11 protein-coding genes are annotated in these 14,650 nt (G+C 63.3%); 5 read left to right on the plus strand and 6 right to left on the minus strand.

The features are described from left to right. Positions 1-13: 13 nt before the first annotated feature. Genes A7A09_RS11325 through A7A09_RS11345 form a run of 5 tightly spaced genes read left to right on the plus strand, consistent with a single transcriptional unit; the run spans position 14 to position 8,273 of the window. A complete protein-coding gene (locus A7A09_RS11325) occupies positions 14-1,090 on the plus strand; it encodes a DotU/TssL family secretion system protein (RefSeq protein WP_106691508.1) in 1,077 nt (358 codons plus the stop codon). Next, positions 1,087-4,731: a type VI secretion system membrane subunit TssM gene (gene tssM / locus A7A09_RS11330; protein WP_106691509.1), complete on the plus strand. Its 3,645-nt coding sequence runs from the start codon at positions 1,087-1,089 to the stop codon at positions 4,729-4,731. The genes A7A09_RS11325 and tssM overlap by 4 nt, the downstream gene beginning before the upstream one ends. Then, positions 4,710-5,405, plus strand: coding sequence for a type VI secretion system-associated protein TagF (gene tagF, locus A7A09_RS11335; RefSeq protein ID WP_106691510.1), 696 nt, complete (start codon positions 4,710-4,712; stop codon positions 5,403-5,405). Before tssM ends, tagF begins: the two co-directional genes overlap by 22 nt. Beyond that, entirely contained in the window at positions 5,402-6,166 is a 765-nt protein-coding gene (locus A7A09_RS11340; protein WP_106691511.1) for a PP2C family protein-serine/threonine phosphatase, read from the plus strand. Before tagF ends, A7A09_RS11340 begins: the two co-directional genes overlap by 4 nt. 4 nt (positions 6,167-6,170) lie before the next feature. Further along, positions 6,171-8,273, plus strand: a complete 2,103-nt coding sequence (locus A7A09_RS11345) for a serine/threonine-protein kinase (RefSeq protein ID WP_106691512.1) — start codon at positions 6,171-6,173, stop codon at positions 8,271-8,273. A 7-nt stretch (positions 8,274-8,280) separates the two neighbouring features. Here A7A09_RS11345 and A7A09_RS11350 read toward each other — a convergent pair whose 3' ends face one another. From A7A09_RS11350 to A7A09_RS11375, 6 genes are all read right to left on the minus strand, one after another. Further along, the gene (locus tag A7A09_RS11350) at positions 8,281-8,796 is read right to left on the minus strand and encodes a SixA phosphatase family protein (protein ID WP_106691513.1); all 516 of its coding nucleotides are present in this window, start codon (positions 8,794-8,796) and stop codon (positions 8,281-8,283) included. A gap of 108 nt (positions 8,797-8,904) precedes the next feature. After that, positions 8,905-9,804, minus strand: a complete 900-nt coding sequence (gene argB, locus A7A09_RS11355; protein WP_106691514.1) for an acetylglutamate kinase — start codon at positions 9,802-9,804, stop codon at positions 8,905-8,907. A 62-nt stretch (positions 9,805-9,866) separates the two neighbouring features. After that, positions 9,867-10,517 (minus strand): ribosome biogenesis GTP-binding protein YihA/YsxC, encoded by a 651-nt coding sequence (yihA, locus tag A7A09_RS11360; RefSeq protein WP_106691515.1) that lies wholly within the window; start codon positions 10,515-10,517, stop codon positions 9,867-9,869. Beyond that, positions 10,514-11,275: an MOSC domain-containing protein gene (locus A7A09_RS11365; protein ID WP_106691516.1), complete on the minus strand. Its 762-nt coding sequence runs from the start codon at positions 11,273-11,275 to the stop codon at positions 10,514-10,516. The genes yihA and A7A09_RS11365 overlap by 4 nt, the downstream gene beginning before the upstream one ends. Then, the gene (gene yidC, locus A7A09_RS11370; protein ID WP_106691517.1) at positions 11,272-13,125 is read right to left on the minus strand and encodes a membrane protein insertase YidC; all 1,854 of its coding nucleotides are present in this window, start codon (positions 13,123-13,125) and stop codon (positions 11,272-11,274) included. Before yidC ends, A7A09_RS11365 begins: the two co-directional genes overlap by 4 nt. Positions 13,126-13,302: 177 nt before the next feature. Further along, a complete protein-coding gene (locus A7A09_RS11375; RefSeq protein ID WP_106691518.1) occupies positions 13,303-14,604 on the minus strand; it encodes an EAL domain-containing protein in 1,302 nt (433 codons plus the stop codon). Positions 14,605-14,650: the final 46 nt, after the last annotated feature.

The following is a 14,650-nucleotide window of genomic DNA, read 5'->3' on the forward strand; positions in this document are numbered from 1 at the left end:
GCATGAGGCTCTGGTGGCGAAGTATGCGCTGTCGGGCACGGCGGACGATATCGTGCAGAACCTGCCGGGCAGTGCCCGCGGCGACTGGCAGCAATATTCGATGGTCGCGCGGTTCTTTCACAAGCGCGATTCGGGCGTCGGTTTCTTTCAAGAGGCCGAGAAAGCCATGCAGGCCCCCGCGCAACAATATAATCTTCTGGAATTGATGCTGGTCTGCCTTTCGCTCGGCTTCGAGGGGCAATTCCGCACCGCGCCCAATGGCGCGGCCGAGCTGGCCCGTATCCGCAGCGCCATCTATGAGAGCCTGCGCCGGGTTCATCCGCGCCCGGACGAGGATATCTCGGTCATGTGGGGGCCGGTGATGCAGGGCCGCGGCCGCCGCTTTGGCGCGATTCCGATCCCGGCGGTGATGGGCATTTCGGCGGCGGCGGCGGTCGCCATTTTCGCGGTCTTCGTCACGCTGATCAACCGCGACGGTGCCGAAGCGGCCGAGGCGATGCGCAAGTTGCATCACGGCGTGCCGATCATCCAGGTCGACCGCACCGCCGCCGCAACCGCCTATGTGGCTGAAATTCCACAGCTCGATCGTATCCGCTCGGCCTTTTCGGACGAGATTTCCGACGGTCTGGTCAAGGTCGAGGCCAAGGGAGATTACATCGCCATCCGGGTCGGCAACCTGCAATTGTTCGATACCGGCGCGGTCGAGGTGAAGCCGGGCTTCGCGGACCTGGCTGGTCGTATCGCCGAGGTACTTAACGGCGAAAACGGCCCGATCCTGATCGAGGGGCATACCGATAACGTGCCGATGTCGGGGCGTGGCAGGTTCAAGGACAATTACCAGCTTTCCACCGCGCGTGCCGAGGGGGTGGCGGGGGTGCTGGCCCCGTTGCTGTCCGATCCGGACCGGGTGGCGGTCGAGGGGCGCGGCGAGGATGAAGCGGTCGCCGACAACGCGACGCCCGAGGGCCGGTCCGAGAACCGCCGGGTCGAGATCATGCTGGCGCGCGAGGGCACTTATGACAGCGCGCCCTCCGATGGCGAAGTGGAAGCCGCGCCGGAAGAACCCGCCGAGACGGAGGCACAGAATTGAGACTGCTGGGGCTGAACATCCGCTTTCCGCGCTGGCGTAAACATGCGTGGTGGCGCTGGACGGTAACGATCCTTGGCATCATCGCCCTGTGCGTCGCCGTCTGGATCGGCGGTCCGATGACGGGATGGGGGCCGCTGACGACCCTGTGGCTGCGGCTGACGATCATCGGCACGGTCCTGTTCGTCTTCTTCCTGATCCTGTTCATCCGCTGGCGCCGCCGGGTCCGTGCCGCCCGCGAGATCGAGGAGGCGCTGGTTCCCCCCGAGCCCGAGGGCGACGGCAAGATCCTTGCAGAAAAGATGCAGGAAGCGCTGGCGGTCCTGAAGAAATCCGGCGGCGCGTCCTCGCTTTACGATCTGCCCTGGTATGTCATCATCGGCCCCCCCGGCGCGGGCAAGACGACGGCGCTGACCAATTCCGGGCTGGATTTCCCGCTGGCCCATGATCAGGCGGTGTCGGGTTTTGGCGGCACGCGGAACATGGATTTCTGGTTCGCCGAAGAGGCGGTGCTGATCGACACGGCGGGGCGCTATACCACGCAGGACAGCGATTCCGTGGCGGACAAGGCAAGCTGGGACTCGTTTCTCGATCTGCTGAAACGCACTCGTCCGAACCGCCCGATCAATGGTGTGATCCTGTCCTTCTCGGTCGAGGACATGATGCGCGAGGATGCGTCCTCGCTGACCCATCATGCCGAGATCGTCCGTGCCCGCCTGGCGGAACTGCATGAACAGCTCAAGATCGATTTCCCGGTCTATGTCATGTTCACCAAGGCGGACCTGATCGCGGGTTTCCGCGAATATTTCTCCAGTTTCAGCCTGAACCGCCGCAAGCTGGTCTGGGGTGTGACCTTCCAGAACAAGGACCGCAAGGCAATCACCCACGAGGCCGTGCCCGCCGAGTTCGACCGGCTGGTGTCGCGGCTGTCGGATGAGATCATCGACCGGCTGTCCGAGGAACCAGACGGCGTGGCGCGTATCGCGATCTTTGGTCTGCCCGGCCAGATGGCGCTCTTGCGCGACAATGTCTCGGGCTTCCTGCGCAAGGTCTTCGAGCCCACGCGCTACAAGACCAATGCCATCCTGCGGGGTTTCTATTTCACCTCGGGCACGCAGGAAGGCACCCCGGTCGACCAGGTGCTGGGCGCGATCCAGCCCCATGACGCGCCGATGGGCTTTCAGGCGGCCTTCATGTCCGGGCGGGGCAAGAGCTTCTTCATCCACGACCTTCTGCGCCGGGTGATCTTCCCGGAACAGGGCTGGGTGTCGCATGATCTCAAGGCGGTGCGCCGCGCATTCGCGATCCGCACCGCCGCCTTGTCGGCGATTGCGGTGATCACCTTGGGCGCCGTGGCCGCGTTGGGTTACAGTTACTGGAAAAACCTGCAGCTTGTCCGCACCGCCGAGGCCGAAACCAGGGCCTATGCCATGGCCGCGCAAGAGGAGTTGTCGCGTGACGTGATCGACGATACCGATCTGCGCCCCGTCGTGCCGCTGCTGAACGACCTGTCATCCATGCCCGCCGGTTATGGCGACAGCCAGGAACCCGGTTTCTGGGAGGGGCTTGGCCTCGGTCAGCGCGACCGCCTGAACCGTGTCGCGACCGAAAGCTATGCCCAGGCATTGGAACGGATGCTGCGCCCGCGGCTGATCCTCGACCTCGAAACCCGGATGCCGCAGATCATCGCTTCGGGCGAGATGACCGAAATCTACCGCGCGCTAAAAGTCTACCTGCTGCTGGGCAAGCAGGGGGAGACGACAGACGATGCCGCGATCCTGTCATGGTTCGACCAGTCCTGGCGGCAGGAATATCCGGGCCGCACGGGGCTGGAACTGATCGATCAGCTGAAAACGCATCTGACGGCGATGCTTTCCCTGGATGACAGCCGCACCCTGCTGGTCGATCTGGATCAGGCCACGGTAGAGCGTGCCCGCGCCGCCATTGCGCAATTGCCGCTGGACGAACAGGCCTATGCGCTCATCAAGGACGGCGCGATCGCGGCCGGCCTGAAAGAATGGAGCCTTCTGGACGCTGCGGGCGGAAACGCGGCCGCGCAGGTCTTTACCACCCGCGACGGACAGGATCTGGCGGCGCTGACCATTCCGGGACTTTATACCTATGAGGGGTTCTGGTCCTATTTCTACGATCAGCTTGCCGTTGTCGGAGAGGATTTGCGCCGGGATCAGTGGGTTCTGGGCGACCTGGGCAATTCCGCCGAGATCGAGAACCGCTTAGCGCGGCTCGACCGCGATCTGCTGGAGCGCTACCGGGCCGAGTTCATCGCGGCGTGGAACGGTGTCCTGGACAATCTGACGCTGAATTCCATGGTGGCGGACAAGCCAAGCTATGCCGCGCTTGGCACAGCGGCATCGGCCCAGGCCTCCCCGATCCTGCAACTGGTCAAATCCATCGCGACCGAAACCGGCCTCAGCCGGGAATATGAACAGCTCGAAGGTGCCGATCTCGATGCCCTGTCCGGCGAAGAAGAAGGCGGCAATGCCGAAGGCGAGGGGGTTACCGGGGCTATTGGCGCGCAATTGGGTGCGCGTGTCCGGTCGCGCTCCAGCGGTGTGCAACGCATCTTGCTGGATGCGGCTGCCCAGCAGGGTGGCAAGGTCCAGAACCAGGCCGGGGGCGGGGGCGGCGGTTCGGGCGGAAGCAACAGCGTGACCGCACCGATCGAGGCGATCTCTAAGGCCTTCGAGAATTGGCAATTGCTTGTCGAAGGCGAAACGGGCCAGCGGCCTATCGATACGCTCCTGGGCAATATGGGCGCGATCTGGGAAAATCTGCGGAATGCCGAGCATAATCCCGACCAGGCGGCCGCGGCCCTGCCCACATTGCTGAACACGCTGACGCAGTATAATTCCCAGCTTCCCGAGCCATTGGCGCGGATGGTCGACCGCGCCGAAGGCGATTTCCGGTCAGGCGCGTCGGATGCCAGTATCGAGACGATGAATCGCGAGTTGACGGACCGGGTGACGTTCTTCTGCCGCGACGTGATCGCCTCGTCCTATCCATTCGCGGATTCATCGCGCAGCCTGTCCATCGCCAATTTCTCCCGCTTTTTCGGGCCGGGAGGGGAGATGGACAAATATTACACCGAGTTCCTCGAACCCTATGTCGAACGGGGCGACAACGGGCTGAAATGGCGTGAGGACAAGGAGATCACCAGCCGCCTCTCCTCAAACGCGCTCAAGCAGTTCGAGCGGGCCGAGCGGATTCGCCGAGCCTTTTTCGCCGGCGGCGGCACCGAGCCTTCGGTCGAGATCACGGTGGCGCAGGTCGATGCCCATCCGACCGTCGAAAGCGCGGCATTGGCGATCAATGACACGGTCGTGCAGACGGCAACCGGGTCCCTGCCGCGGACGGTGGTCTGGCCGGGATCGGGGAAATCGACCGTTCTGCAATTGTCACCTCCGCTGTCGCGCAATTCGGTGATGCGGTTCGAGGGCAGTTCCTGGACATTCATCGGATTCCTGAATGCCGCCAGCTACAAGGAGCAGCGCGGCGATACCCTGCGCGCGACCTTCATGCTGGACGGGCGCAACATCACCTATGACTTTACCATCAATGCGCTGGCCAATCCGTTCACCATGCCCGAACTTCGTGAGTTTGAATGTCCGCAGAGCATCGACTGAGCCCCGCAGGTCTCTATGGCAAGCATCCCGGTTTCGGCGATTTCATCGCTGCGGGACTGCCTGATGATTCGCTGAAGCCGCTTGGCGACTGGATGCAATCGGCTCTTGGCGAATGGCGGTCATGGGCGGGCGAGGCTTGGCAGGGCCTGTTCGACCGGTCACCGTGCCTGGGGTTCTGGATAGGTCCGGCGCTGCTCGCGGGCCAGGCATTGCGCGGAGTTTGGATGCCGTCGCGTGACAGGACGGGGCGGCGGTTCCCTCTGCTCGTCGCGCAATCGGGCGGCGTGGCCCCGATCATGGAACCGGCGCGGGATTTCTATGATGCGGCTGCGGTTGCGCTTGCCTCCTTGCATGATTGCGAGGCATTCGAACCCCGCAGCATGGTTGAAAGGCTGCAATCCGAATTGCCCGCTGCCACCTCCGAAAGCCCCGCCTGGCCGACATTCTGGGCGCTCAACCCGCAATTGGACCCGGCATCGCTACTGGGAAATTTGCGGGATGCCGATCATGCGCATGCGAGCGCCGCACGAAGCTATTGGTGGTTCGCGGGGGAAGCCGAGCGTCCTTCGGGAGTTCTGGCCTGTCAGGGCTGGCCCGGATTGGCGGAACTGGGCTGGTTGATCGCGGGCGGTCAGCAAACCGGGGAAGCGAATGCAGGGGAGGATGTGGCATGACCGAGGCGAACCGTCTGTTCTCATTTCATGTCGGGGCGCAGACCGACAGGGGCCGCGTCAGATCGCATAACGAGGACAGTATTGCCTCGTTCCCCGAGTTTGGGCTTTGGGCCGTCGCCGATGGCATGGGCGGGCATTCCGCAGGCGATGTCGCCAGCGCGCTGATCGTCGAGGAACTGGGTTCGCTCGGGGTCTCGGTCAGTGCACAGGACCAGCGAGCCCGGGTGATGGAACGTCTCGACCGGGCGCATCACCGGATCGCCGAGCATGCCCGTGACAACGATCTGGGCACCGCCGGGACGACCATTGCCGCCCTGCTGATCCACGAAGCCGAGCTAAGCTGTGTCTGGGCGGGTGACAGCCGGATATATCTGCTGCGCGATGGCGAATTGACGCCATTGACCCGCGACCATAGCGAGATCGCCCGGATGGTCGCCTCTGGCGCGATGACCGAGGCGGAGGCGCGTATCGCGCCGGGCCGGAATGTCATCACGCGCGCCATCGGGATCGGTTCCGAACCGCGTCCGGAAACCGTCAGCGGAGTCGTCAAGCCGGGGGACCGGCTGCTTCTGTGTTCGGACGGGCTGACCGAACATCTGGAAGATGCCGAACTGGCGAGGATGCTGGCGGAGCCGCGATCGGCACGCGAAACGGCCGAGGAACTGATCGCGATCACCCTGCAGCGCGGCGCAAGGGACAATGTGAGCGTGATCGTGGTGGATTGCGAGGCGCGGGAAGCTTTCCTGGATCAGGACGAGTAGCACGATGACCGACCAGGACGATCCTTCACGCAAGACCGATCCGCCCTTGCCGGAAGGTGAATCGCCAGACATGCTGGTGAAACCTGCCGAAATGCCCGACGGCGACGCCCCGGCGGATGACAGGACCGTGTTCGCAGATGCACCCGAACCCTCGCCGGAGGCTGCTTCGGGCGAAACCGTGATCTCCGATGAACCGCAGGGTTCCCTACCTTCGCGAGCGGCTCCGGAACCCACGGTGATGGGCGAACAGCCCGAAGCGCAGGGGGGAGAGTTGCGGCTGGTCGAGCCGGGCACGCTGATCAACAATAATTACCGTATCCTGTCGCTGGTCAGCGCCGGCGGGATGGGGGAGGTCTACCGCGCCGAGAATGTCTTCACCGGCGATCCTGTCGCGGTAAAGGTGATCCTTCCCAACCTGGCGCGGGACGAGGCCGTGCTTGACCTGTTCAGGCGCGAGGCACGGGTCCTGGTGCAGCTTCGCGACGAAGCCATCGTGCGTTACCACAATTTCGTCCTGGATGGCGGGCTGGGGCGCTATTGCCTGATCATGGAATTCGTCGAAGGCCGGCATCTGGGCACGCGTGTCAAAGAGGATGGCCCGCTGGCGGATGATGCCGCGCTCACCCTGATGCGGCGCCTTGCCCGTGGTCTGGACCGCGCCCATGCGCGCGGCGTCACCCATCGCGACCTGTCCCCCGATAACGTGATCCTGCGGGACGATCACATCGACGAGGCCGTGCTGATCGATTTCGGCATTGCCCGTTCGACCGAGCTCGGTGACGGGTTGGCGGGGCGTTTTGCGGGGAAATTCAAGTATATCGCCCCAGAGCAACTCGGGCATGCGGGGGGCGAGATCGGCCCCCGGACCGATGTTTACGGGCTTGCGCTTCTGATGGCGATGGTCGTGCGGGGGAAGCCGCTGGATATGGGCGACTCGGTCGTCTCCGCATCGGCCGCCCGGCAGGCGATTCCGGATTTGTCCGGCATATCTCACCGGTTGTTCCCGCTGCTTCAGCATATGCTTGAACCAGATCCGCAGCATCGCCCCGAGGATATGAGGGCGGTGCTGCGGATGCTGAACGATCCGGCGACACTTCCTTCCCGGTATCGTCTGCCCTTGTGGTCTGCCGGCAAGGCGGAGGAGCAGGAAGACAATGCCCCGGGCAGCTTCCCGTCCCTGACCGGAGATCCGGCGAAGACGGATTCCGACAGCCCTTTTGCCTTGGCGCCGGGAGCCTATTCCCCCAGGCATGAAACGCCCACTCCTCAGCCGGGCAGGTCAGGGCGCAGCGGCTGGATTGTCCCCGCCAGTGCGGTGCTGGCCGTCGCGGCGGTCATGGCCGGGGCCGGAACCTGGTGGATGACGCGCGACAATGCGCGCGAGGAGGTGCCGGTCGTCGAGGCCGAGAAACCCCGTGATCTTGTTGCCCGCGATTCCTCGACCCGCGAGGGGTTTCTGGCAAGCCAGCCGCTGCCCGATTGCAGTTTTGCCGACCGGATCGCCTCGGGGCAGAATGCCGGTATGATCTCGGTTCTCGGCAGGGCTGATTCCGGGGCCTCGGAACTGGTTGATGCGTATGAGGAAGCGTTCGGCGTGCGCCCCGCCGTCGTCGAAACACAGGTCGCCGCCGGTCATTGTCCCGCGCTGAATTTCCTGCGCGAGGTTTCCGGACGTCCCGCCGTTCCGCCAGAACTGACGGCAAGCATCAGATCCGCCGCATCCGGTTTTCAACTGGTGGGCAAGGTCAGCTCGGATGCGGAGCGAAACCTGTGGCTGTTCCTCGTCTCTCCGGACGGAAGGATCTATGACCTGACCGGCCAGAGCAGGGAGGTACCGGGTGGCCGCAGTTTCGGCGTCGGCATTTCCGCTCCTGTGACGGATGACGATCCGGATGCCGCGCCATTCCTGCTGGCCGCGCTGACGACCGGGGGGCCGATAACGGCGGTTGCCGCAGCTCCTTCCGGGGCACCCGCGGCCGAACTTCTGCCGCGTGTGCTGGATGAGTTGCGGGCAAATGGTGAAAACCCGGCAGTGAGTGTCCTGGCGTTGCAGGCCGAGAAACCGGAAGAGCCCCGGGATGAGACACCGGAGCCGGATACCCCCTGAGCAGTGACTATCGGCCGGCGAGTCGCACGAAATCCATGACACTTCCCTGACCCGGCGCAACCTCTGACCAATTGTCGATCTGGAAATCGACGACCAGTGTCGCAGCGGTGGGATAGCGGCGGAATTCAGGTTCAAGCGGTACGCGTGCCGGCAGCATGGCGGCGAAAGCCGCGATGCCGGGATTGTGCCCCAGCATCATCACCGTCTGATGGCTGGCACTGCGAAGAATGGTCAGCATCTTTTCCGGGCTGGCATGATAGAGCCCGGGTTCCATGCGGATCAGCGGACGAGTTTCCAGGATGGCGCTTGCGACGGCCTCCCATGTTTCGCGTGTGCGGAGGGCGGAGGAGCAGAGAACCTCCTCTGGTTCATAGTCGCGGCTCGCCAGCCAGTCGCCCAATGCGAGCGCGGAACGACGGCCACGCGCATTCAATGGCCGGTCGTGATCGGCAAGCGTGGGGTCGTCCCAGGCCGATTTGGCATGGCGGGTCAGGATCAGTCGTCGGTATCCAAGCGGGGTCATGGGGGAGCTGCCTCATATGCCGTGCCATTCGTTCAGGCAGCCTGCCACAGCTTTTGCCATTCGGGCAAGCATTCTGGGAAATCTTCCCCATGATAGGACAGGCGGGGCTCAGAGACCGCTTTCACCCTGCCGCAACCCGCGCGGTTTGACCCGTGGTTCGGTCGAGCGGATGATGCTGCCCGCCCCGTCCTCGGTGAACAATTCGAGAAGGCAGGCATTGGGTCTGCGCCCGTCCAGGATGACCACGGCGCGCACGCCCTCCTCGATGGCTTTCAGGGCGGTTTCGGTCTTGGGAATCATGCCGCCCGAGATCTGACCGTCAGCGATCATGCTGCGGGCCTGATCGGGGCTGAGTTGCGTGACGACTTCGCCCGCGGCATTCTTGACGCCCGCCACATCGGTCAGAAGCAGCAAGCGATCCGCCTGCAACGCACCGGCAATGGCGCCTGCCGCCGTGTCGCCATTGACGTTGAAAGTCTCGTTATCCTCCATTCCGGTCGCGACCGGGGCGATGACCGGGATCATTCCGGCGCCGGACAGGTCGCGGATGATCTGCACGTTCATCTCGACAGGGCGGCCGACAAAGCCCAGCTCGGGATCGTCCGCCTCGCAGACCATCATGTCGTCATCCTTGCCCGAAATTCCGACCGCGCGCCCGCCCGCATCGTTGATCGCCTGCACGATGCGCTTGTTGACAAGGCCCGACAGCACCATCTCGACGACTTCGACGGTTTCCTTGGTGGTGACGCGCTTGCCGCGGACAAAGCGGCTTTCGATGCCCAGCCTGCCGAGCAGATCGTTGATCATCGGACCGCCGCCATGACAGACGACGGGATGCATGCCGACTTGCTTCATGAGCACGATGTCGCGGGCGAATTCCTCCATCGCCTTGTCGTCGCCCATGGCATTGCCGCCGAATTTGACCACGACTACCGCGTTCGAATAGCGCTGCAGATAGGGCAGGGCCTCTGAAAGGGTGCGAGCGGTGGCGATCCAGTCCCGGTTCATTTTCTGCTTTCTCATCCTTGGGCCCCTATGCAACGCGGGTGAGCCTAAGACGGGCAGGGCGATCAGTCCAGAGCGGCGATGATCGCGCGCAACGTGGCGATCCCCTGGCCCTTGTCCGACGAGGTCACGACCAGTTGCGGAAAGGCGGCGGGGTGTTTCTGCAACTCGGTCTCGACCTGTTCCAGCACCGGCTTGATCGCGTTCGGTCCAAGCTTGTCGGCCTTGGTCAGCACGACCTGGAAGGGCACGGCAGAGCGGTCGAGAAGCGTCATGATCTCGTGATCCACCGGCTTGATGCCGTGGCGCGAATCGATCAGGCAAAAGGCGCGGCGCAGGGTCGGCCGACCCGCGAGATAGGATTTCAGCAGGGATTGCCACTTGGCGACGACGGCGACGGGCGCCTTGGCGAAACCATAGCCGGGCAGATCGACGAGATAGCTGTGATCGCCAAGGGTGAAATAGTTGATCTCTTGCGTTCGGCCCGGCGTGTTCGAGGCGCGGGCAATCCCTTTGCGTCCCGTCAATGCATTGATCAGGCTTGATTTACCGACATTGCTGCGTCCGGCAAAGCAGATTTCCGGGCGGTCGGCAGGGGGTAGGCCGTCCATCGCGACGACGCCCTTGAGAAACTCGACCGGGCCCGCGAAAAGCAGGCGGGCGGCCTCCGCCTGTTCGGCCTCGGCTTCCGGTGCGACGGGGAAGGCGACCTTCATGCGATGACCTCGTTTCCAACGGCTATGTCACCACCGGTGACAACCTCGGCATAGATGCCGAAATTGGCCGCCCCGTAAAGCCGATCCAGCGTCTCGACCATGTCGAGATCTCGCTCGCCGCTCTGCGTATCGGCGCTGGTCGCATCGCAGCGGCCGATCTGTTCGGTGACGCGCAGCTCGGCCTCGCCGATGCGGATGATCCGGCCGATCATGTCTCGCTCGGCGAATGGCTCCCATCCCTCGACCCAGAGATTGCCGCGCCAGCGGGCGATGCCCAGGTTCTTGCCAACTCGGGCTTCCAATGCGGCAAGGCTGTCAAGCGAGAGGATCGAGACCCAAGGCCATTTGACATCCGTCCAGATGCCCGCACCCCTGACCAGCCGGGTCGGAGCCGGTGCCTCGGCGGGCCAGAGCGGGCGCAGCCAGTCGATCAGGCGATCGGCTTCGGTCTCCGGATCGAAGCTCAGATCGGGGCGCGTCGGCTGGTGCAACGCGAGGCGGCCATCCTGCCAGCCGCCGCTGATCGCCTGCAGCGGGGCCGAGGCGACCCTGCGTAGAAAGCAGGATTTCGGCAGCCAGCGATCCGGTTCGCCATCGGTCTCGCTGCCGCGGGCATTGCGCTCCCCCGCCTCGGTCAGGACCGCCCATTCGCGATCTCCGGGCAGGCGGCGGGCGGCTTGCAGGGTGATGCTGTCCAGCCCCTCTCCGCCGATCGACTTGATCGGGTGGCGGCGGATATGGGCCAGACGCGCGGTCACTTGCCGTTGCCGTCTTTTGACGCCTTGCGCGGACGTTTCGGCAGTGAGGACTTGATATTGCCAAACAGGTCGGGGCGGTGCCCATGCATCGACATGATTGAATATTGCTGGATGATGGTGATGGTGTTGTTGGTGATCCAGTACAGCACCAGCCCCGAGGCGAAGCCGCCCAGCATGAACATGAAGATCCACGGCATCCAGGCGAAGATCATCTTCTGCGCCGGATCGGTGGGCGCCGGGTTGAGCCTTTGCTGCATCCACATGCTGACCCCCAGCAGGATCGCCAGCACCGGCAGCGATATCGAGTGCAGCATGGTTCCCTGCGCGGGTGCGGCAAAGGGCAACAGGCCGAACAGGTTCAGCAGGCTGGAGGGATCGGGCGCGGACAGGTCGCGGATCCAGCCGATCCAGGGCGCATGGCGCAATTCGATGGTGACAAAGATCACCTTGTAGAGCGAGAAGAAGATCGGGATTTGCAGCAGCACCGGCAGACAGCCTGCCGCCGGGTTCACCTTCTGGCTCTTGTAAAGCTCCATCACCTCTTTCTGGAACTTCATCCGGTCGTCGCCGATGCGCTCCTTGATGGCTTCCATCTGCGGCTGCAGTTCCTTCATCTTCGCCATCGAGATGTAGGATTTGCGGGCCAGCGGGAAGACCAGCAGCTTGAGGATGAAGGTCAGGGCGATGATCGACCAGCCCATATTGCCGATGAAGCCGTGCAGCCAGTGCAGAAGCTGGAAGATCGGCTTGGTCAGGAAATAGAACCAGCCCCAATCGATCGAATCGACGAAACGATCGATGCCGGGTGTATTCTGATAGCCCTTGATGATCTCCCAGACCTTGGCACCGGCGAACAGATAGCTTTGCGACGACCACTCGGCGCCGGGCTGGACCGTCTGCATCGGATAACGGGCCTGGGTCTGATAGATGTCGGCACCTTCGGCATATTTGACAACCGAGGTGAATGTCTGACCGGGCGCCGGGGCCAGCGTCGTCATCCAGTACTTGTCCGTGAATCCGATCCAGCCGTTTTCCTCGACCGTGACGACATCGGCGCGGCCCTCGCGCTCGACCGGGTCCAGATCGGCAATGTCCTTGTAACCCATCTCGACCAGCTTGCCGTCCTGCATGCCGACGGCTCCTTCATGCAGGATGAAGAATTTCGTGGTGTCGGGCCTGCCGTGACGGGCGATGATGCCATAGGGGGCGGCGCTGAACGCGGTGTCGCCGTTGTTCTGGACGCTTTGCGAGACGGTGAAGAGATAATTCTCGTCCAGTTCGAAGCTGCGGCGGAAAACCTGGCCCGCGCCGTTGTTCCAGACCAGCGTGACGGGTTTGCCCGGGGCGAGCGTATCGCCGGATTCGAGGCTCCAGACCGTCGAGTGGGAAGGGACCAGCGAAGGATCGACACCGGCACCGGGGGTCCAGCCGTAGACAGCGTAATAGGGCTTGGCCCCGGTCGTGTCGATCGATGGATCGGCGGTCGCGGAGGACGGGGACAGCAGCCTGACATCGGGCGAATTGCCGTCCAGCGTCTCTTGATATTTCTTCAGCGACAGGTCGTCGATACGCCCGCCGGCCAAGGAAATCGATCCTTCCAGCGAGGGTGAATCGATTTGAATCCGTTCTGCCCTGGGTCCGGCCTGCTCTTCGACAAGATCGTCGGTCGCGGTCTCGCCCGCTTCCGGAGTGGCAGGGGGGACGGCCAGGCCATCCGCATTCTGCTCGGCAACCGGCTGCTGGGTTTGCTGATCGACCGGAGGTTCGGGCGCAAAGACGGTGTACCAGACCAGGATCACCAGGAACGACAGAACTGTCGCCAGGATCAGATTGCGGTTATTGTCTTGCATTCCGTTACCACCGTAATCGCGTCAGTCGCGCCGGTTCAACAGAAGGGGCCATCAAAGGTCAAGCGGATTTGCCCATTTTGCCTTGCGCTGTCCAATAAAACATACGGAATTTCGTTCTTGCCGGGTCAAGATGTCGCGAGCGGACCGAAACCGCCGCGATCGAGGAGGAGGCAGGGGTCAGATGAGTTTTCCCGGCACGATGCCCGGCAGGGAAGCTATCCGGTCCTCGTGCCTGGCCATGAACTCCAGCGTTTCCTCCAGCGGCATGGGCCTGGCCACCGCATAACCCTGCACCTCGTCGCAACCAAGCTGGGCCAGATAGGCGTGCTCCTGCTGTGTTTCGGCCCCCTCTGCGATGGTCTCGATCCCCAGTTGCCCGGCCATGGCGAGAATCGCCGACACCATCCGCTGCTGGTTGGCATCGATATCGCATCCGGTGACATAGCTTCGATCTATCTTGATACGGTGCACACTGAAGGTCCGGACCGCGTCCAGGCCGGCATAACCTGTTCCGAAATCGTCCAGATCCAGCCGGCAGCCCGCCTCCAGCAGATGTTTCAGGTTCTTGCGCGCGACCGGATCGCTATTGATGGGGACGATGCTTTCCAGCAGTTCCAGAACAAGCCTGCTCGGTGCCAACCGGCGTTTTTCGAGCTCTTGCAGGATTGTTTCGGAAAGATCCGGATCGCCCAGTTCGACATTGGAAATGTTCAGCGATGCCGTTTCCACATGGTTGCCGGATTCGTCCCAGAAAACCAGTGCGTCCAGGGCATGTTGCAGCATTACGCCTGTCAGGGCGATGTGGTCGGTCTCTGCCAATCCCGGCATGAAGCTTTCTGGCGGCAATACTCCCTGCATCGGATGCTGCCAGCGGGCAAGCGCCTCGAAGCCCGTCACCCGGCCCGAATGACAGCAGACCTTCGGCTGAAAATGGGCGATCATCTGTCCCGCCTTCATCGCGTCGGCGATGGTGAGCGGCAATTCGTCGGCCAATTGGTCACAAGGTGAATCAAGCGGGATGATCCGGCCCAGTTCGGCAGGCCCGAAGCTGTCCATCTTCATCTGACCCTGCCTGAGCAATCTCGCCTTGCTGATCCAGGTGAGCCGGGGATGGGGGATCAGCAACCCGGTCAGCACCGGCCTGATCGTCTGCCCCATCACCGCCAGCCTTCGCTGACCATGCTGCTGCACGCGCCTGGCCACCGTCATGGCCGCGGTCCAGCAATTGCAGTGCAAGGTTATCGCGAAAAGGCCCGGAGCCAGGATTTGCACGGGGTCTTGCGGGCGGAGCGCGTCGCGGAGATGTGCCGCCTCCTGTTCCAGCAGATGGGTCATTCCGGCCTGCTCCAGGCGGTCGGTCAGGATCTGCATGTTTTCGAGGCGCAGCAGCAGGAGAAGACGTCCGGGCTGCCGATCGATGCCGGATCGCGGGAAGAATCGGGACAGTTTCCCCCATCCGGCGCTGAAAAGACGTTCCAAGATATCGGCTCCCCTCAGAGTTGCTGGGAGCCTGCCTTAGAGGTGA

The organism is Paracoccus methylarcula (genome assembly GCF_003007735.2).
Lineage (GTDB): Bacteria > Pseudomonadota > Alphaproteobacteria > Rhodobacterales > Rhodobacteraceae > Paracoccus > Paracoccus methylarcula.